17 protein-coding genes and 1 pseudogene are annotated in these 20,978 nt (G+C 49.9%); 7 read left to right on the forward strand and 11 right to left on the reverse strand.

Annotated elements, in window-relative coordinates; all coding sequences use genetic code 11:
* Positions 1-209: 209 nt before the first annotated feature.
* Positions 210-1,259, forward strand: a complete 1,050-nt coding sequence (locus JCM10914_RS10575) for an NAD(P)/FAD-dependent oxidoreductase (RefSeq protein ID WP_023960516.1) — start codon at positions 210-212, stop codon at positions 1,257-1,259.
* Positions 1,260-1,337: 78 nt separating this feature from the next.
* Here JCM10914_RS10575 and JCM10914_RS10580 read toward each other — a convergent pair whose 3' ends face one another.
* On the reverse strand, positions 1,338-1,961 hold the full coding sequence (locus JCM10914_RS10580) for a TetR/AcrR family transcriptional regulator (protein ID WP_023960518.1): 624 nt from the start codon (positions 1,959-1,961) through the stop codon (positions 1,338-1,340).
* A 175-nt stretch (positions 1,962-2,136) separates the two neighbouring features.
* Here JCM10914_RS10580 and JCM10914_RS10585 point away from each other — a divergent pair, with 175 nt between their 5' ends.
* A complete protein-coding gene (locus tag JCM10914_RS10585) occupies positions 2,137-3,324 on the forward strand; it encodes a YhgE/Pip domain-containing protein (RefSeq protein ID WP_023960520.1) in 1,188 nt (395 codons plus the stop codon).
* Between the two features lie 176 nt (positions 3,325-3,500).
* Here JCM10914_RS10585 and JCM10914_RS10590 read toward each other — a convergent pair whose 3' ends face one another.
* From JCM10914_RS10590 to JCM10914_RS10605, 5 genes are read right to left on the reverse strand one after another with little or no spacing between them, the layout of a single operon-like run.
* On the reverse strand, positions 3,501-4,172 hold the full coding sequence (locus JCM10914_RS10590; protein ID WP_052019713.1) for an iron ABC transporter permease: 672 nt from the start codon (positions 4,170-4,172) through the stop codon (positions 3,501-3,503).
* Positions 4,169-4,504: an iron chelate uptake ABC transporter family permease subunit gene (locus JCM10914_RS30070; RefSeq protein ID WP_023960526.1), complete on the reverse strand. Its 336-nt coding sequence runs from the start codon at positions 4,502-4,504 to the stop codon at positions 4,169-4,171. Before JCM10914_RS30070 ends, JCM10914_RS10590 begins: the two co-directional genes overlap by 4 nt.
* Complete coding sequence (locus tag JCM10914_RS30075; RefSeq protein ID WP_023960528.1) at positions 4,497-5,063, reverse strand: iron ABC transporter permease; 567 nt, start codon at positions 5,061-5,063, stop codon at positions 4,497-4,499. Before JCM10914_RS30075 ends, JCM10914_RS30070 begins: the two co-directional genes overlap by 8 nt.
* Before the next feature lie 14 nt (positions 5,064-5,077).
* Positions 5,078-5,506 (reverse strand): iron chelate uptake ABC transporter family permease subunit, encoded by a 429-nt coding sequence (locus JCM10914_RS30080; RefSeq protein WP_023960530.1) that lies wholly within the window; start codon positions 5,504-5,506, stop codon positions 5,078-5,080.
* A 39-nt stretch (positions 5,507-5,545) separates the two neighbouring features.
* On the reverse strand, positions 5,546-6,532 hold the full coding sequence (locus JCM10914_RS10605; protein WP_036717722.1) for an ABC transporter substrate-binding protein: 987 nt from the start codon (positions 6,530-6,532) through the stop codon (positions 5,546-5,548).
* Between the two features lie 176 nt (positions 6,533-6,708).
* Between JCM10914_RS10605 and JCM10914_RS10610 the strand changes: the two genes are divergently transcribed.
* Complete coding sequence (locus JCM10914_RS10610; protein WP_023960534.1) at positions 6,709-7,299, forward strand: TetR/AcrR family transcriptional regulator; 591 nt, start codon at positions 6,709-6,711, stop codon at positions 7,297-7,299.
* A 149-nt stretch (positions 7,300-7,448) separates the two neighbouring features.
* Here JCM10914_RS10610 and trpS read toward each other — a convergent pair whose 3' ends face one another.
* On the reverse strand, positions 7,449-8,432 hold the full coding sequence (gene trpS, locus JCM10914_RS10615) for a tryptophan--tRNA ligase (protein WP_023960536.1): 984 nt from the start codon (positions 8,430-8,432) through the stop codon (positions 7,449-7,451).
* 508 nt (positions 8,433-8,940) lie between these two features.
* Here trpS and JCM10914_RS10620 point away from each other — a divergent pair.
* The gene (locus JCM10914_RS10620) at positions 8,941-10,464 is read left to right on the forward strand and encodes a sigma-70 family RNA polymerase sigma factor (protein WP_023960538.1); all 1,524 of its coding nucleotides are present in this window, start codon (positions 8,941-8,943) and stop codon (positions 10,462-10,464) included.
* Positions 10,465-10,637: 173 nt separating this feature from the next.
* Here JCM10914_RS10620 and JCM10914_RS10625 read toward each other — a convergent pair whose 3' ends face one another.
* A complete protein-coding gene (locus JCM10914_RS10625) occupies positions 10,638-11,402 on the reverse strand; it encodes an SDR family oxidoreductase (RefSeq protein ID WP_023960540.1) in 765 nt (254 codons plus the stop codon).
* Positions 11,403-11,506: 104 nt separating this feature from the next.
* On the reverse strand, positions 11,507-12,337 hold the full coding sequence (locus JCM10914_RS10630) for a MerR family transcriptional regulator (protein WP_023960542.1): 831 nt from the start codon (positions 12,335-12,337) through the stop codon (positions 11,507-11,509).
* A gap of 322 nt (positions 12,338-12,659) precedes the next feature.
* Between JCM10914_RS10630 and JCM10914_RS10635 the strand changes: the two genes are divergently transcribed.
* Entirely contained in the window at positions 12,660-13,463 is an 804-nt protein-coding gene (locus JCM10914_RS10635; RefSeq protein WP_023960544.1) for a phosphotransferase, read from the forward strand.
* 16 nt (positions 13,464-13,479) lie between these two features.
* Here JCM10914_RS10635 and JCM10914_RS10640 read toward each other — a convergent pair whose 3' ends face one another.
* Complete coding sequence (locus tag JCM10914_RS10640; protein WP_023960546.1) at positions 13,480-15,363, reverse strand: ABC transporter substrate-binding protein; 1,884 nt, start codon at positions 15,361-15,363, stop codon at positions 13,480-13,482.
* A 117-nt stretch (positions 15,364-15,480) separates the two neighbouring features.
* Here JCM10914_RS10640 and JCM10914_RS10645 point away from each other — a divergent pair, with 117 nt between their 5' ends.
* Together JCM10914_RS10645 and JCM10914_RS10650 are read left to right on the forward strand one after the other, a co-directional pair.
* The gene (locus JCM10914_RS10645; RefSeq protein ID WP_023960548.1) at positions 15,481-16,731 is read left to right on the forward strand and encodes an MFS transporter; all 1,251 of its coding nucleotides are present in this window, start codon (positions 15,481-15,483) and stop codon (positions 16,729-16,731) included.
* Positions 16,732-16,830: 99 nt separating this feature from the next.
* Positions 16,831-18,248, forward strand: a pseudogene (locus JCM10914_RS10650) (hypothetical protein).
* A gap of 521 nt (positions 18,249-18,769) precedes the next feature.
* Here JCM10914_RS10650 and JCM10914_RS10655 read toward each other — a convergent pair.
* Positions 18,770-20,962: a GH92 family glycosyl hydrolase gene (locus JCM10914_RS10655; RefSeq protein ID WP_023960554.1), complete on the reverse strand. Its 2,193-nt coding sequence runs from the start codon at positions 20,960-20,962 to the stop codon at positions 18,770-18,772.
* Between the last annotated feature and the right edge of the window lie 16 nt (positions 20,963-20,978).

Genomic DNA, 20,978 nt, shown 5'->3' on the forward strand with positions numbered 1-20,978 from the left:
ATCTTCACATTTCCCCTGCTTAAACACAACATATTGCATGGTAGTAAAAGCAAATTCCAGATGTATGTATGAAATGTGACAAAATGAATTTTTCGTAAAACTTCATTGTAAATCAGGTGAAGGCAACGTATACTAATTGATAATGATAATCATTTACGAAAATAGGTGAGCCCATTCCACCTAATTATATATACTGGGAGTGAACACAAATGAGTGGAAGTGAAATCTTTGATGTGACGGTTATTGGTGGAGGACCCGCAGGATTATATTCTGCATTTTATAGCGGCCTGCGCGGCATGAAGACGAAGATCATCGAGTTCCAACCGAGACTCGGCGGAAAAGTTCATGTCTATCCAGAGAAGATGATCTGGGATGTCGGCGGCTTGGCGCCTACGCCTGGCGCGAAGTTGATTGAACAGATGGTTCAGCAAGGATTAACGTTTAACCCGGAAGTCCTGCTTAATGAGAAGGTAGAGTCCTTGTCGCGCAATGAAGATGGTGTGTTCGAATTACATACGGCAAACTCCGGCGTACATTTATCCAAAACGGTCATAATGGCGGTAGGCGGGGGTATTCTGAATCCGCAGAAGCTGGAGATCGAGGGAGCCGAGCGGTTCGAGGTGTCCAACCTCAACTATACGGTAAAATCCTTGCAGCATTTCAAAGGTAAGACGGTGATCGTGTCCGGCGGCGGTAATTCAGCCGTGGATTGGGTCAATGAGCTGGAGCCGATCGCGAAGAAGGTATATCTGGCATACCGTAAGGACGAACTGAACGGTCATGAAGCTCAAGTGCAGCAGCTATTAGGTAGCTCGGCTACTTGCCACTTCAATACGTCGATTACGAGGCTGATCGCTGCGGATAATCATGAATGCATTGAACGGGTAGAGTTGACGAACAGTCTGACGGGGGAAGTGTCGGTCCTCGACATTGACGAAGTCATTATTAATCATGGCTACGAACGCGATAAATCGCTGATGGATAACAGTAAGCTGGACATCAAGCTCGTCGACGATTATTACATCGCGGGCAATGCTAACTGCGTTTCCTCTATTCCTGGTCTTTACGCGGCTGGCGATATTCTGAATTTCGAGGGCAAACTGCATCTGATTGCAGGGGCGTTCCAGGATGCCGCTAATGCCGTTAACAGTGCCAAGCAGTTTGTCGAGCCGGAGGCGCTTAAGTACGCCATGGTATCGTCGCACAATGAGATGTTCAAGGAACGTAATCGCGAGTTGGTCAAACAATTGGTGAAGTAAAGAAACAAATGCGCAATAGACTTGCCAGGGATCAAAGGATCTGATACCTGCAAGTCTTTTTTGTGCTGAGATAACGTTTTAAGATAGGGGAGAAGGTTTGCTGGTGATGCCGGATGTGATGAGTGGGCCGTAATTCATAAGCTGGGTCATGAGAATCGCCATTTCACGAGGCGATAGCTTCATGCCGGACTCAATCCAGTGAATCACAAGCCCAATATTGGCCGAAGTCATATAAGCGACCAGATAATCGGTTGGCACGGAGTCAGACTCTGGACGAGCCGTTCCGATGACATGTTTGCTGAAAATCAGGTCAATGATAAACTGCCGAAACTTTCTGACAAACGACATATCTCCATGGGGTCCAACGATAGCGCGAAAGAAATCGGCATTGGCCTGGATTTCCTCGAATATCAGTTCAGTTGGAGGATAGGGCTCCCCTTTGGCAGCAAATCCCACCGTCTCCCGCGGATTCATAGTGACAAAGATCTTTTGAATTCTGCCTAACATCTCCTGGCTGATCTGTTCGATCATATCGGGGACATCCTTGTAGTGGAGATAAAAGGTTCCACGATTAATATCCGCTCGATTAGCGATATCCGTCACGGTAATAGAATCCATGCGCTTCTCCTGCATGAGCGAGAATAGCGATTGACGGAGTAATTGATTGGTACGGAGCTGTCTTCGATCAGTTTTCTTGGTCATTGAGCATTCCTCCCGCCCTAAATTGAATACATAATCAACACATGGCAGTCTACTTGGCGACTAATCAACATTCTACACAAAGCTGATGATTGAACGAATTACTCTTCTCATTATAATTAACGTTATGATCATTAATCAACACTATGTTAATTATATAAGACGAGGAGTGGTTATTTTGAGAGCGGGTCTATTTAAACAAAAAACGCTGTGGCTGGGTATTTTGGCTGTGTTTGTCGTACTATCGATATTTGGTGTGGCGATGATGGGATCTGTTGCTGGAGCGAAGCCGAAGTCCCTTCCGGTTGCATTGGTGGTACTGGATGAATCGGCAACGTTACCGGACGGGGGAACGCTGGCCGTCGGTGACATGATGAAGGACATGCTGCAGTCGAATTCGCAATTGCCCGTGAAGTGGGATATCTTGAAATCGGAAACCGCAGCGCGGGAAGGGCTGGATGCGCAGAAGTATTATGGTGCGCTGATTCTTCCAGCCAATCTGAGCGCGGGCGTACTGTCCATGCAGACTTCGGCCCCTGCACCGGCCGTTGTTCAGATACTTGTGAATGAAGGCATGAGTGTTCAGGCATCGACCGCGGTTAAGCAAATGCTAGGTCAAGCGATGCAGATGGCTGGTGACGCGTTGTCTCAGCAGATGCTAAGTACAATCGGATCCCAAACGGAGGTTATCCCTGTCACTACGGCACAGGCGCTATTAACCCCGTTTCAGGTCCAGGAGGAAGTGGTTCACCCGGTTGGCGTTAACCATGCGAGCGGGAATGCGCCAGGGATGTTAATCCAGATTCTATGGATCGGGTGTCTGATCGTAAGCGTCGTATTATATCAAGTGGTAAACCAGGCATCAGGCCGTAATCGGCTGGGTGGCATGGTCTTGATCCAGGGGGCTATGGGAATTGTCCTTGCAGGAGTGGTCTCCGGGTTTCTGGTCTGGATGGCATCTTCCTGGTATGGTATGGAGATGAATAATGCAGCCAGCATTTGGTTCGTGTTGTGGCTGTCCGGCTCGGCCTTCTTCCTGATCCAATCGACCTTGCTGAACTGGCTGGGTTTCCCGGCGATGGGAATATTGGTACTGTTAATGTTCTTCTCCATGCCGGTGCTCAATATGGCACCCGAGTTTCTGCCACAGGTGACGCAAGATTGGCTCTACACTTGGACGCCGCTTCGGATTGCAGGCTCATCCCTTCGGGATGTTATGTACTTCGACGGACTAACACCATACGTTGCACATACAACCATTCTATGGGCTATTGCGGCGGCTTTCCTTGCCCTGTTCCTGACATCGGTGTTGAAGAAGGCAAACGCAAAGGAAAAGAATGCATCTGCACTGACCACAGCTTCCTAAATTCGTTTGACGAGTAGAGGGACCGGGCATTAGGCTCGGGTCCCTCTTTTTTTGCATGGTTGGGACAAAGGGTCCCTCACAGAAAAAAATGGTGTGTAATCATGAATCACTCTCGATGAAATAGGCAAAAAAACGCTTGGAAATCCAAGCGCTGTTCAGTTAAAGCACACGCTATTTCAACCTCGTTTACCCTGCTTATACATTAAATACACAAAGAATGGAGCGCCTAATATAGCCGTAAAGATCCCCGCTGGAATATCCATGGGAACAAACATCGTTCTGCCTGCGAGATCAGCCAACAATAGCAGCAGTGCCCCAATGATCGCCGAAGCAATCAAGACTAGACTATTATTATTGCCTACTATTTTACGGGCTATATGGGGTGCCATCAACCCTAGAAAGCTAATTCCCCCTGCAATGCCTACAGCTGAGCTGGCCAGTATGACGCTTAATGCGATAAACAGGAATCGCTTCTTCTCTACTCTCACTCCTACGCCAGTTGCTATCTGATCGCCAACCTCTAATATATTCAGCGTTCTGGACTGAAACCAAGCGATAAGCCCGAATAGGATAACCAGCGGGGCCAATACGGCTACATGATTCCATGAGGTCCCATATACGGTGCCTGCCATCCAGCCTAACGCCTGTGATACGAGATAGATGGGCCCTGCAATGGTGAAATAAACCGTTATGGCCGCAAACGCGGATGAAATCGATACGCCGATCATAGCCATTCTGAGCGGTGAACTGCCTCTCTTCCACGCAAGGATATACGTTAAGGCTGAAGCGATGGAACCTCCTGCCAATGCAGCGAGCGGCAGCCAGGCAACGCTCACTTGTCCATTCATGATCGTGATGAAGCAACAACAGCCGCTGTTGCGCCAGAAGTAGTCCCCATCAAATCGGGAGAAGCCAACGGATTCCTTACCAGCGCCTGCAATATCGTGCCAGAAACGGCCATAGCCGCCCCTACTAATATTGCAGCCATGATGCGCGGCAAACGCAATTCAAATAGAATAAGCTGATATTTCTGCTCACCCATGCCGACCATTGCTTTTATAACATCCCATGTCGGGACGTGCAAACTGCCAAGCCCGATGCTTAGTATTAACGCGACAAGCAACAGGAGGGCAAGCGTCAAAATTTTCAGAGAAACGAATCGTTTGCTGGATTTAAGCAAGTGTCTTCCTCCTTACGAGCACAACTACAAAAAAGACACCTAGTATGGCTGTAGTCACACCCACCGGTACTTCTTTGGAAGGAAGCATGAATCGGGATAACAAATCAGCCAGCAATAAAAATGCGGCGCCTAACACGGCACTATATGGTAAAACCCATCGATGGTCATTACCAACTAACCAGCGTGAAATATGTGGAACCATGATACCGATGAAACCTATGGGACCCGCTAGAGCGACACTTCCTCCCGCCAGTATGACCACGACCACGATCGTCGCCACTCTCATCCATGCCATACGTTGTCCCAGTCCTGTTGCCACATCATCACCCATCGCCATAATATTGAGGGAACGGCACATGAAGAGGGAGACCACCCATGCAAGGGAAAAATACGGCAGCATTTGAAGCGTATGATTCAGATTGCTATTGGACACGGAGCCAGTCAGCCAATACAGCGCGCTTTCCAAGGTTTCATTGCTAATGAGCATAAATAATGAATTCAATGAAGAAGCAAAAGACGCCAAAGCTGATCCCGTTAATATCAGCTTTAATGGCGTCATGCCTCCAGTGCCTATCATGGCGATGATGAATATGAGACAAGCGTTATACCTGCTCCGATAAAACCGAACCACATTAACTCCGTGAAGGAAAACACGGCACCGTAGCCATACAGCATTGCCACAATAGCCAGAGCAGCACCTGCGTTGACTCCAAGTATAGAAGGAGAGGCTAACGGATTTCTTGTCATTGCCTGTAACAAGACTCCGCTTATGGCAAGGCTGCACCCTATGACGGCAGCAGTCAATGCGCGAGGCACTCTCGATGTTCGAATGATAAGCTGCTCGTCGCTGCCGGTAAAGGTTGTATACGCCCCGATCACGGTGGCAAGGTCAAAGCTTCTTAGACCAAACAGGACACTTGCAGCGGCAGCTGCGATAAGCAACAACCAGGCTGCAACGAATCCTATCGCTTTTCTTTTGTTGCTGAACAAAAGAGAGTTCATCGCCTTCCTCCCCCTCTTTTTATGAAGAACCGGTTCTCTTTAAGGCTGAATATTTTCAAAGTATTTTTCAATATCCGCGATTAATAGTTTGGCAGCAATGATTCCGCCGGATGAATTCCAGATGGCCTCATCTACTTGATAGCTTTGTCCGTTTTTATTGATATTCATATTTTGAGCGATAGGGTCAGCAAGCCATTCTTTTGCCGTATCAGAGGCAGCTGTTTCGCCGCTGCGATCCGATGCGAAATAGAACAACACGTCTCCATCCAGTACATTAATCTGTTCCTTCGTAATTTCTTCAGCGAATTCTTCTTTATTTTGTATTTCCGTTCTGGCAAATCCCAGTTGGTCTAGCACAACGCCAGCAAAGTTTTGCTTATAGTACACGCGAGCTATACCCGCTTGGAAACGAGCAAGCGATACTTCTAATTTCGTTTTGTCTCCGAGTCTAGCAGAAGCTTCGTCAATCAATTTATGGTAATCGGCAAGTACTTGTTGGCCTTTTTCTTCTACATTTAATGCCTCAGCGTATAAAGTGAAATTCTCGATCATGCTGTCACCAAGATTTTCAGTCAATACCGTAGGCGCTATCGCCTTTAATTGATCGTAAATCGCTTCTTGCCTAACTTTCGTACCCAGAATCAAATCTGGCTGTAAACTGGCGATCAACTCGAGATTCGGTTGGGTTTCGTCACCTAAAATTTCGATGCCATCCATTTGATCTTTAATATGATCATACCAAGGATCTCCAATCCAAGATTGGACAGCTCCTACGGGTTTGATTCCTAATTCCAACAAGGACTCCGTACCTTGCGTTGTTAATACAACCACTCTTGCAGGTGTCCCTGTAATCTGTGTTTCTCCCATCGCATGGACAATCGTTCTTGTTTCCTCAGCCGCAGTCGGTGCCGGCGACGGAGTGTCTGTAGTATTATCTGGATTAGCTTCATTGCTTCCACAAGCTGTTAATATCGTTAAGATCATTATGATTAACGCCGATACGAGCATTCTAGATGATGACTTCATCTTGTTCACAATCTCACTCCTGATTCTTTAATAATGAATATCGTTCTCAATTACCAACAAAAAAATTTTTGCCTGTATAACTTGTCCGATGCGCATACGGTTCTGCAGATGTTACAATTGTAACGATAGTATACTTTATATCCCATAGCAATAGATCGCTTACGGAAATGGACATAATGAAGGAAGTGTTACATATAGATAATTTCATTGCAGGACAGCAGAAGTCCAAAGAATGGATTACCCTCTCGCTGCTTTATCTTATGGAGACCAAAGCCTACTCTGATATTAAAATGACGGAGATTGCCAAAAAATCCGGTTTGGCGAGACAAACGATTTATCGTAATTATCAAGATAAAGATGATATTTTATATGAATATTTATGCCATCAATATAAATTTTTTGACAGCAGGCTGAGCGAAGGGCAGTTGACTGGCGAAGCTGTGTTCATCTCTTTTTTTCAGAATTGGAAAGACTATACGACGTACCCGCTATTTCATAATATCCATCTGTCTGACCGCAAAGTTAGACAAATCATCTATCGAAGCCTAGAGTATTATATTCAAAATAATGATGTGATGTATCTGATGTCGTCTCAACCGTCAACTAGTGAATTTTATGATTATGTTTTTCGTTCCTTAGCTTCTCTCTTGCACAGCTTATTGATTGAATGGACTTTTCAAAGCTATAAGCAGTCTCCGGAAGAGATGGGCAAGCTTACCTATCAACTTACTGAATCCATACGGCAATACGGTGCTTTAGATTACTAGAAAAGTGTCAAACGTTAGAGGTAATCTCATGACTGCCGGGTTGTTCATGAAGTAATGAGTCGATTCGAGGTTGTAAGAATTGTGGATTGATGAAAATGCAGGGTGTTTCCGATCTGCTTGCAGGTCTATGGAAACACCCTGCGGTTCTTTCAGAACGTGACGAAGCCCATCGCCTTCTTGGCCGCGAGGAGCGTATCGCTGGCAACGTCGGCCGCTCGCTTCGCCCCGTCGATCAAGATCCGATCAAGCTCGGATGAATCGACTAGTTGACGGTACTTATCCTGGATAGGCAGCAGCTTCTGGATGACGACCTCGGCCAGTTCTTTCTTAAAGACGCCATATCCTTGACCTTCATACCGCCTCTCAATGACGGCGATTTCCTCATCGGCGAAGACGGAATAAATCTCGATCAGGTTGCTGACAGCCGGCTTCTGCTCCCAGTCGTGGCGCACCTGACCCTCGGAGTCCGTGACGGCTTTGGAGAACTTCCTGCGGATGTCGTCCGGCGAATCCATGAGCAGCACGCAGCTGTTCTGATTGGGATTACTCTTGCTCATCTTCTTGCCTGGATCATCGAGTCCCATGATGCGCGAGCCAATATCCTGAATGATCGGCTCCGGTAACGTGAAGGTTAAGCCGAACCGTTTGTTAAAGCGCTCAGCCACGTCCCGGGTCAGCTCCAGATGCTGCTTCTGGTCGTCACCGACGGGTACGTGTGTAGCTTGATAGAGCAGCACATCCGCTGCCATGAGTACCGGATACGTGAACAGAGCAGAGCTAACAACATCCTTGCCTTCCGATTTCTCCTTAAATTGCGTCATGCGCTTGAGTTCGCCGAAATGCGCCTGCGTCTCGAGCAGCCACCCCAGCTCGGTATGCGCGGGGACTTGGGATTGCAGAAAAATCGTGGATCTACCCGGATCGATCCCGGCCGCGAGGTAGAGCGCCGCCACATCTCGGGTCCGTTCGTGAAGCTCCTTAGGGTCTTGGTACACGGTGACGGCATGGTAATCAGGAATGAAGAAGAAGGATTCGTAGTCATGTTGCAGCTTGACGTACTGTCGCAAGGCACCTCCATATCCCCCGATATTCAGATCCCCACTTGGTTTAATGCCTGATAATAATCGTTTCATTTCGCACCTCCTAATGATAGTCAGAACAACACAAAAACACCTCATCCCCTATGGGACGAAGTGTAAAAAACTCCGCGGTACCACCCGAATTCGACCAGAAGCGTCGCGCCTTGCGCATGACTTGGGATAGCGTATCCCATCATGTCTCCCGTGATAACGGGGGAGTTCCGTCAAGGCCTACTGCGTCGCGCGAAAGCGAGGGTTCGGGTTGAAGCGAGAAGAGCCATTCACCTATCTTAAAAGTACCGGACCTCACACCTGTCGCCGGCTCGCTTGGACTCTTAATCGATACGCTACTACTTCTTCTCATCGCTGTGTGATATGTTGTTCTTACACCCTTCTCGCTTGCTCACTTCGAGCAGCGGATGAAGGATATGATGAGAATCATTTCACAGTTGTTATTAGAAGTCAAGTGTAATTAAGGGATAATGATTTTTTTAATAGGTAACCTTTTTCACTAGGAGTGGCACTTAGAGATATAGACATCAGAGAAGGGAGGTGACGTGGGTTGAAGCAGTGGGTGGAAGACGCACAGAGGGGAGAGCGAGGGGCGCAGGCAAAGCTGGTGAAGCATTATACCGGAATGTCACTGGCCGTGGCATACGATAAACTGCGGGATGTTCATCTAGCAGAGGATGCCGTCCAAGAGTCATTTGTGGAGGCCTTCCTCCAGTTGGACAAGCTGAGCGATGCCGCACGTTTTCCCGGCTGGTTTAAAGTGATCGTAGAGCGTCAATGTTATCGTGTCTTGCGCCGCAAATCTTTCGTAACGGTACCGATTCATGAGATAGAGCCGCCCCCCTCGGAGCGTTCACGCGACGTAGAGTCCATCGTGGAGCAGCGGGAGCTGATCCGGCATCTGCATCGCACCGTAGCGGAATTACCGGACAGCATGCGTATGGCAGTCCAGCTATATTATTTTCAAGGGTACCATCTCAGCGAAATTGCGGATTATCTGGACGTATCGGTGTCGGCCTTGAAAAAAAGGCTGTACGATGCACGGCGCAAGCTCAAGAGCACCCTCCACGTCGCCGACTTTGTCTCGGTGTTCACTGACTTGCATGAAGGAGGAGTACGCATGCTGCATATTGTGAATGGAGATTCGGTCGGGGATAAGCTCAAACAAGGGAATATCCGCGGGGATATTCTGGTCTGGAGGGAGCTGTATACGTTCGGTCCGGTATTTATGGAGATGGACACCGATGAGCATCTGAGGGAGAGGGCTGCGTATCTGGAAAGGACGCTCGGCATTCCGCAAACGGAGTTTATAGCCAACTGCAACGCGCAGGAAAGCAAACTGCGGAATCTTAAGGCCTATGATGAAGTTGTACTCTGGTTTGAGCATGATCTGTACGATCAGACGATGCTGTCGTATCTGCTGCATAAGCTCAAGGGTTATTCCTTGGGAGATACGAAGCTTAGCCTGCTGTGCATTGGATCTTATCCTGGGATCGAGCTGTTTCGCGGGCTTGGACAGCTTAGTACGGAGCAGCTCGAGACGCTGTCCGGCACCTGGCAATCCATTGGTGAAGAAGAGCTGGCGCTTGGAAGTCGCGTATGGGAAGCCTATTCATCCGATCAACCGGAGGTGCATGAGCAGCTGCTGGCGTCAGATACATCGGCTTTGCCTTTTGTTCGGGAAGCCTTTGAAGCCCATCTCTCACGCTGGCCTTTTGCTCACAACGGGATTGGAATCATTGAACAGACGATATTGAAGAAGGTGGAGGGTGGAGAGACCAAGCCGCATGCATTATTCCGGAGCGTGGGTGATGAACTGCACGTGCTGGGTATGGGTGACCTGGAATTCTGGTATTACTTGTCCACGATGGCGGCAGGTTCCAATCCCTTACTGGAGGTCCAAGGGGTAGTGCCATCAGCCAATTTTAAGCAGACCTCACCAGCAGATTTCCGCGAGAGCGTCATTAAGCTGACGAGTTTGGGTGCTCGAGTGCTGGCAGGAACGGCCGATGCCGCGGGTCTCTACGCTGTCGAGAAATGGGTAGGCGGGCTGCATCTGGTAAGAGGCTCTTAAGGAAAAAATTTCGCTATACTCACGTAGCAAACCCACCAAAGAGCGGCTGTAAAGCTGCTCTTTGGTGCATTCTGAATCCCAGGCACGTTAGCCGTAGCGTCGCTCCTTAGTAGCATATTGAAGGGACGATTCCAACCTGGTTATCGCCAGTTTGAAATCGTCCCGATTATGTCTTACAGATGGGAGCCGCCCGTCGCATCCACGAGCTGTCCTGTCACCCAGCGTCCGTCGGAAGAAGCCAGAAAAGCCACGACATCGGCTATATCCGATGGCTGCCCGACCCGGCCCAGGGCAGACATCTCGGATGCATGCTGTTGTCCTTCTGGCGTGTGAAGCCATGGCGCATTGACGTCGGTATCCACGATACCTGGTAGTACAGCGTTGACGGTAATTCCTCGTGGTCCAAGCAGCTGGGCAAGATGCAAGGTGAAGGTATTGAGGGCGCCTTTGGTTATGTTGTATGCCATGATGTGTGGATATGCGATGCGGGTAACACCTGATGAGATATTGATGATACGACCTCCGTTACGTAGAAGCGGTAGGGCTTGCTGAACCAGGAAGAAGGGTGCCTTTACATTAACGGCAATCAGTTCGTCAAAGCTCTCCTCTGTTGTGTCTTCCAGTGTACTTGAGGTCCCGATACCTGCATTATTCACGAGGATATCGAATCGATGGTCCCCCGTTATTCGCAGAAGCTTCTCTTCAAGCGCAAGAATCAGCCCCTTGGCTCCACTTACAGAGTCTAAGTTGGCACCCACGGCTATCGCTTGACCCCCATGTTCCTTAATGGTCTGAACAACCTCTTCCGCCGCATCGCGACGAGTTCCGTAATGGACCACAACCAGCGCTCCTTCCTCCGCTAGCCGAAGGGCGATACCTCTGCCTATTCCCCGGCTCCCACCTGTCACCAGTGCTGCTTGACCATTTAATCGTTTCATACGTCCCACCCCTTATTTTTGATTACCTGTAACTGTACACTCTCCAGTACAGGGGAGAGTCAAGGGGGAGTGAGAATAGTGCAAGTTGTGTAGAAGACGTCGTCTTACTCTTCCAAGGGAATTATCAGTTCAGCAAGCCGTGTCTTGCCATAAATATCTTTATCAGCCGTTAGGTAGGTTTCTCGAACTGGTGCGCGGTTGGAGGGAGTGAGGTGTTGTGAGGAGAGACATGTCCGGAGTTCGGAGGCCGCGGGGCAGTCATTTTCATAGGGATTACAGTGGTGGACAAGTGAGGCAGCTGATTTCAATTCAGGCAGGAAACCGACATGCACTCGCTCGCTGGCAGGAATGGATATGGTAATCGGAATTGCTACCTCGATATCTACCAGATCGGAATGAGCTCCGTTCCAGTTGTCATGGTCATGCCATAGGATGGTCATCTGATGTGTATCGTGTTCACCATGAGCGTTGATATACTGCGTAATCTCATCAAGCAGCAGGCATAATTCGCTTCGATGAACCTGGTCTCGGATTGAAGCGATTCGCTGAGACGGGACTTTACGGATTGTGATCTGATGGGCGAGATGCTCCACACGACGTTGCTCAAGACGCTTCATACTACCATTCACCTCGTCCATCTGCTGCTGGATCGATAGCATCGCTTGTTGCAGTTCATCCATTTTATCGATTAGTTTATTCTTCACGTCATTCGTCTCAATATGGTCATCAAAAAAAGGCTTGAGCTGTTCTAATGTAAAGCCTTGATCTTTAAATGCAGCAATTCGCTTCACCGTCAACAGCTGTTCTTCGGAATAATACCGGTACCCGCTCTGCTCATCAACATGGGCGGGTATTAATAGACCGAGCTCATTGTAATATCGTAAGGTTTTTATGGAAATACCGCTGATTTTAGCAAATGCGCTTATTCGCATCATATGGTCTGAAGTCTCCCTCCCATGGTTCGTACTTTTACGAATTGTATGGATATCATATCCTGCTGGTGTTCTGTGCGTAAAGAGGAGACGGGCACTGATAGATAAACAGACAAGCTCGTATCCGTCCCCGGACGGAGGTGAATTTCATTCCCTGGTGGGAATCGAAGCGAAGTGTCCGTATCATATAATGACATCAACGAATTGACGTGAATGTGGTCAGCACCTGAAGGGACGGCAGTAGATCTGAGAGGTCATCCAGCGGATGTTGGCGGGTTCTACGTCCAAATCTAGCTAAACTCAAGAGAGGGGATAACCAGCGAAGATGAAGGGAGCACTGATTGGAAGGGGCCGAAATGCCGAAGTCTACGAATGGGGAGAACGGCAGGTATTAAAACTATTCGATGCGGATTACCGCCCCGAGTGGATATCATATGAGGCGGAGATGAGTCGAAGGGTTTCGGAAGCGGGCGTGCCGGCTCCGGCCGTATATGACATATTAGAAATTGAGGGGAGAAGAGGGTTGTTATATGAGCGAATGACGGGCCCAACGATGTTGAATCACGTCTTGTCGTCTCCCCATCAACTGTTACGGTGTGCACGGAGCATGGCGAGACTCCAATATGATATTCACGGCTTTACAACGACCATGCTGCCAAGGCAGAAGGAGAAGCTGGAGCATGCCATCATGGATGCCAGCGGCATTTTGCCAAATAAGGTGGATGCCATCCTCTCCGTACTCGACTCCATGCCGGAAGGGGAGTCTATCTGCCATGGCGACTTCCACCCCGATAATGTAGTGATCACGGAGAAGGGGTGTCGCGCGCTGGATTGGAATGGTGCTTGTGTCGGTCATCCGCTCTGCGACGTGGCCCGAACATCGCTGATGTTCCAATCTCCATTTGATCCGCTTGACCTGCCAGCGATCCGGGCGTTTCCTGCCCGGGTGGCACGCATGCTCTGGAACAAAGTCTACATAAAGGAATATTGCAGGTTGTCCAATGCCAAGCCAGGGGATATCCAGAAATGGCAGCTGCCTGTGGCAGCCGCCAGGCTGCGAGAGCAGATTCCCGGCGAGCGGGATTGGCTGCTGGGAATCATCCATGAATACCTTCGAGAATACGCATAAAGTTTTTTCGCTAGAGTTAGCGCTTAAACCACATCGATTTATAATCCACCCTGCCATTACTGGTTAGCCTAACGTTCTGCAAGGAACTCCCCGTATTGACATACACGTAGTGATAGCGGTGATGCAAATAATGAACCAAGTGCTCATTCGTCAGCTTTTGTTCCAACTGGTGCAACAGCTCCAGCGATTCGCCGGATCCCGCATGGATACGCGCTACGGTGTCTTCCACTACCCGGCGAGCTGAAGGACCGATCATATTGGAGATGTTCCCAAAATCGTTCCGCAGCACTTTGATTGCGCTGATGACCGGACTTTGCCCCAATGCAACGCCCCTAATGACGAGGTCGGCTTGAGCCAGCACTTCCGGCTTGGATAGTTCATGAACTGGGATGACGCTGACCTGGCACTGCACCCCGAGTCTCGCCCAGTGTTGTTGCAGCCACAAGGCTTCGGCTTCATAATCGGCCTGAGGCCGAAGCTGTGAAGCGTAGATATGCAAGGTTTCTCCGCCGTACCCCGATTGCGCGATCCATTCCTCAAACATGGCCGCATCCTTTGTTATCGATGCTGCCCCTTCCCTTGATTGAAACTGTGCGCTGATTTCATGAAACAGGCTATACGCAGGCGAATAATTCTCGGATTGCAATTCTTCCGCGATCCGGTGTACAGGTAAGGCCCTGCACAGCGCCTGTCTGAATAAAGCATGATGTTGGGGGCCGGGTTTGTTCATGTTAAAGGTGAAGTAGGACGCCCCGTCTTCCATGCGCGTCAGCTTCCTCCACGTCGTGGAATCATCTTGAATGGCGGCCGATGAAGTCGGCCCGGCCGTTTTATCACGAAAATCATACTTGTAACTCAGGAGTTCACTTTCTTGTTGCTTAAGTTCCGGGACCGTTAGTATTTCCACCAAGTCGAGTTCCGGTCGTCCTAGAAAATAATCCTCGTTGGCTTCAAGTATCATCATTGCAGCATCAAACCGCACCATCTTATAAGGCCCCGTTCCTACCGGCATTCGATGAAATGCTTCCGGATTGGCTTCCAATACGTCCAGCGGGAGGATACAGGTGCCGGTGAAACAGAAATAGTGCGGCAGAATCCGGCTCGGCTCCGTTAATGTAAAGCGGACGATATAGCGACTAACAGCCTCCACTTGAAGCATATTCAGACTGTGCCACAGCTCCCTGGATCTCGCGGTGCTGGATGCTCCAATCAGACGCATAAATGTAAGGACGACATCCTCGGCTGTTAGTTCCCGGCCATGGTGGAAGGTCACGCCCTTGCGCAGGTAGAAGCACCAGATTCTGCCGTTCTCCTGTGACTCCCAGTGGTGTGCCAGGTGAGGCTGTAAGGTTTGAGTAGACGCGTCATAACGAACCAGGGTATCCATCACATGTTCAATATAATGACTGTCATGACGGGACAGCGCATGAAGCGGGTCAAGGCTGACGACGCATGGATAGAAGGGGTATCTCAAAATATCCCGTTCGTGCTGACCCTTGATCTCAACGCGGTGTCCAAGCTGCTCGCCAAGCCACTGGTGGAATTGCTCCTTGATGCGGGGGGCGGTATCGGTCAATGAATGAAGGGCCGTGTCGTATTTCCCTTCCAGGATCAATTCCATCGCCAGTCTGGCTTTCACTTCATCTGGATGTAGAAGGAAGGTGAGTCTGGAGCGCTTTCCCCTACCGGATGCCGGTTCCCACTGAATCCACGCTTGCTCTTGAAGCTGCCGAATCAGCCACTTGGTATGACGGGTGGTGCAGCAGAGATGGATCTTCATATCCTCGATGCGCGTAGCGAAAGATCGAGCTGCCTCCTGCTGTTCGTGAACAGGCATCAGGGGTGTTTCTTCAGAGTGATAGGCCTGATATAGCTGAAAGTAATGATCACTTAGTTTCATCGATATTCCCCTTCATAAAAGGTGAGATTATGTTTTGATCATATCACACTTTTTCTTCACCTTTTAGAAGATAGACTTAAGTAAGAGAGAGTTTACTGGAAGGGGAGAATCATCACGATGGAAACAAAGACAGATCGTAAAGAGCAAATCATTGTACAGCCTAAAGAGACATCACTCTGGCGAAATCGAAATTTCCTCCTGCTGTGGACAGGTACCATGCTGTCCAATTTCGGTTATCAGATCTATCTGATTGCCTTGCCGTTACTCATATACGATATGACGCAATCGGCGCTGGCGATGAGCATGATGAGGGCGATTGATTTTTTTCCAAACATTTTTATAGGCATGTTGGCGGGGGTCATTGTGGATCGATATCACCGAAAAAAAGTCATGTTGGTGACCGTGCTCCTGCGCTTGATTACGCTAGCCGCCATCGTATATCTCCTATTTGTGGATGGAATCGCGTTATGGCATTTGTATGCGCTTGGCTTCGTATTGTCGGCGGCTGGCTATACGTTCGGTAATTCACATCACTCGGTCGTTCCGCAACTGGTGAGCAAGCAGCAACTGACGGCGGCCAATGCTCAGTTAACCTTTGTGGATACGCTGATCATGATGATTGGGCCGGGGGTAGCAGGCATTATGATTGCTGCCTTCTCGTATAAGATAAGTTTCAGCGTGTTTCTGGTCAGTGTGCTGATGCTGTATATTTGCGTTCATCTGACCCATATTCCACAGACGATAAGGAAGGAGACAACGGTGGGTAAGGGCGCGCTCTGGAAGGAAATGAAGGAGGGGATCGACGCTCTGTTTGCGAATAAAATCCTGCTCACCCCAACCATTGCCGTGCTGTTCAATAACTTTGCGGCAAGTTTGACATCAGGGGTGCTGATCTTCTTTGCGGCCGACATGCTTCATGCAACGAAGGAAGAGATCGGATGGATGTTCGGAATGGGAGCAGCAGGCGGATTGCTCGGTTCGGTTTGCATTCCAAGGTTGCGCCGCAAATATGGTAGGGGACGAATCTATATCGGGTGCGTGCTGACGGAAGTATTCAGCTTCGTCCTGCTCGTATTCGCGAATTCCTGGTGGCTCATCGGCGTCTCGCTGTTCATCCGAGTCTTTGCCATTACGATGTCTAACGTCGTCTATTTCACGATCCGTCAGGAATTCACGCCGAATCATTTGCTTGGCCGTGTTGCAGGTACCTCGTCCATGCTGATGAAGCTGGCGCTGCCGCTCGGGTTGTTTGTATCTGGCTTGTGGGCGGAATATTGGCCCGTGCCGATCCTGTTCATGCTGTCGGCGATGCTGAGTTTCATCATGTTCCTGATTCTTAGAAAGCACTCGTTCGCCCAGGTTCAATAATGGTAATCATTGGTGGTACGGGTTGTGAACCCTTGCCCAGGCCCATGCATAAGATGTAGTCACAATCACCAACTGCCTTGGAAAGGGCGTGACTTCAATATGGGCATTCAACTAACCGCATTGCACTGGGTTTACCTGGCGTTCATTGTGCTGATTATGGGACTGCTGATCCGCCGGCGCGATACGACGCTGATCTGCGTTACCGGTATATTCGCACTGGGCCTGTTGGCTACGGAGACGTTAAGCGGTTCGGTTTCCGGTGTGTTCAATTCATTCATCTATGCAACGAAGGAACTCATGGGCACGATTATGATCATCTCGATCATCGTAGCAATGAGCCGCGTGCTGATCAAGACGGGCATTAATGAGACGATGGTGGCGCCGCTCACCCGCTTTTTGCGAACGCCGGCCATGGCGTATTGGGGGATCGGCCTCATCATGATGGTGACCTCCTTCTTCTTCTGGCCGTCCCCGGCCGTCGCGCTGATCGGTGCAGTGCTGCTGCCGGTCGCGATTCGGGTGGGATTGCCTGCGCTCGGAGCGGCGGTGGCGATGAACCTGTTCGGGCACGGAATTGCCTTATCGGGAGATTATATTATTCAGGGTGCGCCGAAGCTGACGGCGGACGCGGCGGGCCTCCCGGTATCGAGCGTGATGGCTGCGAGCGTACCGCTCGTCATCGTCATGGGTCTGGTGACAACGGTAACGGCTTTCTGGATGATGAGAAGGGACCAGCAGAACGGCAATTGGCGCGACGGACTGGTGACAATCAAGAGCACCGGCGATTCCTTGTCCAGCCGGTCGGAGGATGATGATGAGCAGACGTCGTTCATCTCTTCCGCGACGAAAAAATGGCTAGCCGTCGCCATTTTGCTGCTCTTTGCAGCCGATGTTGCGGCGATGTTCATTCTAAAGCTGCAGGGCGGGGACGCCACGGCGCTTGTGGAGGAACGGCGGTTCTCATTCTCGCCGCCATCACTTTGGTAGCCCATCGCAATCGCGGCCTGGAGAAGGTTACCTCATATCTCATTGAAGGTTTTGTGTTCGGCTTTAAAGTGTTTGGACCCGTCATTCCGATTGCTGCATTCTTCTATCTTGGGGATGCGGCGTTTACGGAATTGTTCGGAAAAGTGCTGCCGGAGACATCCCATGGCATCGTGAACGATATCGGGGTTGCCTTGGCTAACGTGGTGCCCCTGAACGGAGCGGTGGGCGCCGTGACCTTGACGATTACCGGTGCGATCACGGGCCTCGACGGTTCCGGCTTCTCCGGCATCTCGCTGGCCGGTTCCATTGCTCAATTATTCGCTACAGCCATTGGCTCAGGTGCTGCAACGTTGACCGCGCTCGGGCAAGTGGCTGCGATCTGGGTCGGAGGGGGAACGCTCATTCCATGGGCTCTCATCCCTGCGGCTGCCATTTGCGGGGTCAGCCCGTTCGAGCTGGCGAGAAGGAACCTGAAGCCGGTGTTGATCGGACTCACGGTGACAACGGTCGTAGCAATGTTCTTGGTGTAGTCTGTAGTCGCACACCTCGCTCGAGAACGCAGCGTATATCCAACCGTTCCGCCAACGGTTGAATATACGCTGCCCCTCTTGGGACAGCCTTAATTGAGCCGGCGATGATCTTTCTCGAAGCGACTGCCTTGGTTCTACCCCCTTGCAATAGAAAAAGAACCCTCGGTAGAGAGTCCTTATGGTATAATATGGGTTGTACATACACACCTTGAGTGGGCGCACCCTCCGAAAGGAGGTGATGCGATGAACATTTCGTTTGGTGAAGTGCTTACCTTCGGGTTATTCCTGTTGGCATTGCTGACTTACATCGATAAACGAAAGTAACCCACTCTTAAGGTTGGAGCCTAAAGTGGGTTACTTCTCTGATCTCTCAATGATCCTGGAGGGTAAATCCCACTCAAGATGTTTGTACTAGGGAGTAGCCTGGCCCGGCTACTCCTTATTTATTGTTATCTTAGCATATGGAGAAATATACCTCAAGCTACTTGTGCAGTAGACAGATTCGCTAGCGGTTATGGCCGTTACTTCTTCGAGATTGAGAACGGCAACTCTTCGTTGCGGTAAGAACGGAAGCTTGGAGCAAGTCCGAGACGGAAATCGAGGGACTTGCCTGCCATAATATCCTGATGCGTAATGTATAGCTTGGTGTGATCCTGTCCATCCAATTGAACGTTCGCGACGAAATTGGATTGCGGATTGTTGTTGTCGGTATGAATCTGCATCGCTTTGCCGTTCGGCAGCTCAATGCTCACGCTATCGAACAGCGGGATGCCCAGCACATATTCACCGCTGCCTGGGGTAACCGGGTAGAAGCCCATGGAGCTGAACACATACCATCCGGACATGCTGCCATTATCCTCGTCACCCGGGAAGCCGTCAAAGCCGCTGTTGAACAGGTTCGTCATCAACTGCTTAAGGACAACCTGGGACGATGCAGGCTGACCTACATACTGGAATAGATACGGAATATGGAAGCTCGGTTGATTGGAAAGCGCCAGCTGACCGTAGTCAATTGCCGCCATCTCGCTCATTTCATGAATTTCAAAACCGTAGCCCAGCACATCGAAGTCAGGAGCCTTGTTGCATAATTCGGTTATTTTGTCGAAAAACCGTTCTTTGGAACCGTACGCCTCAATCAATCCCTGGAAATCCTGGAATACCGCGAAGCTGTTCTGCCAAGCACTGCCCTCCGCATAATCCAGCCCCCAGCTTGTATCGTTAAAATTCGGACGGAACTGCCCCTCCTTGTCCTTGGCCCTCATAAATCCAGTCTCAGAATCAAAGATATTCCTGTAGTTCAGGGCACTCTGCCGGTACGCATCCTTGACGTCTTGCTGCCCCAGCACTTCAGCTACACGGCTTATGCAATAATCGCTGTAGGCGTAATCCAGCGTGTGATTGACGCTTTCGTGATAGCTGCTGGGTACGTAGCCGTGCTTGAGATAATCCAGCGTACCCTGGCGACCGTAGCAGTCTTGACCGCTTTGCGTCGTGGCTGCGGTCAGCATCGCCTCAAGCAGTTCCGGCATCAAGTCCTGAGCAATGCCCTTGGTGGCGGCATCAGCAATCACAGCGTCAATGAGCGTACCCGGCATCATTCCCCGTTCGTCCGGTGACAGCCATTTCGGCAGGAAACCGGTCTCGCGGTATGAATTCAAATACCCCTCCAGCATTTCTGCATATTCCCTCGGAGCAATGATGGAATAGAGCGGGTATACGGTTTTGTAGGTATCCCAGAATCCATTGTTGGTGTACAGGACACCTTTCTTGACGGTTTTTGCCGTGGTGTCGTAATGAACGGGTTCCAAGTCGGTGTCAAGCTCATAGAATTTCTGCGGGAACAGGAACATCCGGTATAAGCAAGTATAGAACGTCCTTATGTATTCCTCGTTTGAATGAGTGACCCGGATTTTGTTCAGGTAATGATTCCACGCTTGCGCAGCCAATTCTTTCTGCTCGTCCAGGGTTGTATCCAGTTCGCGTGCAAGATTGAGCTCCGCTTGCTCCAGGCTGATAAACGAGGTAGCCAACTTAACATCCAGCGTGTCCCTCTCACAGTCTTTGAACCGAATGACGACATGCTGGTCCACGTTGGCAAAAGCAAGCTCGCGGAAGAATTGGCCTTCAGCGTCGTAGTAACCAGTCGTTGTGAGATCAATGTCTTTGCTGAAACTCATGGCAATGTACATCCGGAAACCGTCATCGTGACAGCCCGAGAAGTTGCTGACATAGCCGGTGATTCTGCGTTGGGCTGCATCAAGTCTGAACTCGCTTTTGTCCTTCGCGTTAAGCACGAAGCCGGCCTGCTGTCCTGAATTGTATTTGATGCGCATCGCCGCACCGTAGCAGCTGGGAACCAGCTCGGTAGTGATGTTATAGCGCTGCTGCTTCACTTTGAGATAATGAGGCTTGAATGTTGCCTCTTCCGGCCGGTAGGAACTTTGGCAGGAGAAGACGGAACCTCTGATTTTGTTGTCCGCGATCGGGGTCATGAGGAAGTGGGTGAAATCTCCCATCCATGGACTCGGCTGGTGCGTCAGGCGAATGCCTTGAAAGACGCGGTCATTGGGGTTGAAGAACCAGCTTCCTTCATTTTTGGTCTGAACGACATAATGGTTCATGCCGAAGGGCACGCCCGTGTAGGGGAGCGTATTTCCGTTCGAATAGGCGTGCTGGTTGTTGGAGCCTTGTCTTGTATCGATATAGTTCAGCATGTGTAAGTCTCCTTTG

The organism is Paenibacillus sp. JCM 10914, assembly GCF_001315105.1.
Taxonomy (GTDB): Bacteria; Bacillota; Bacilli; order Paenibacillales; family Paenibacillaceae; genus Paenibacillus_AQ.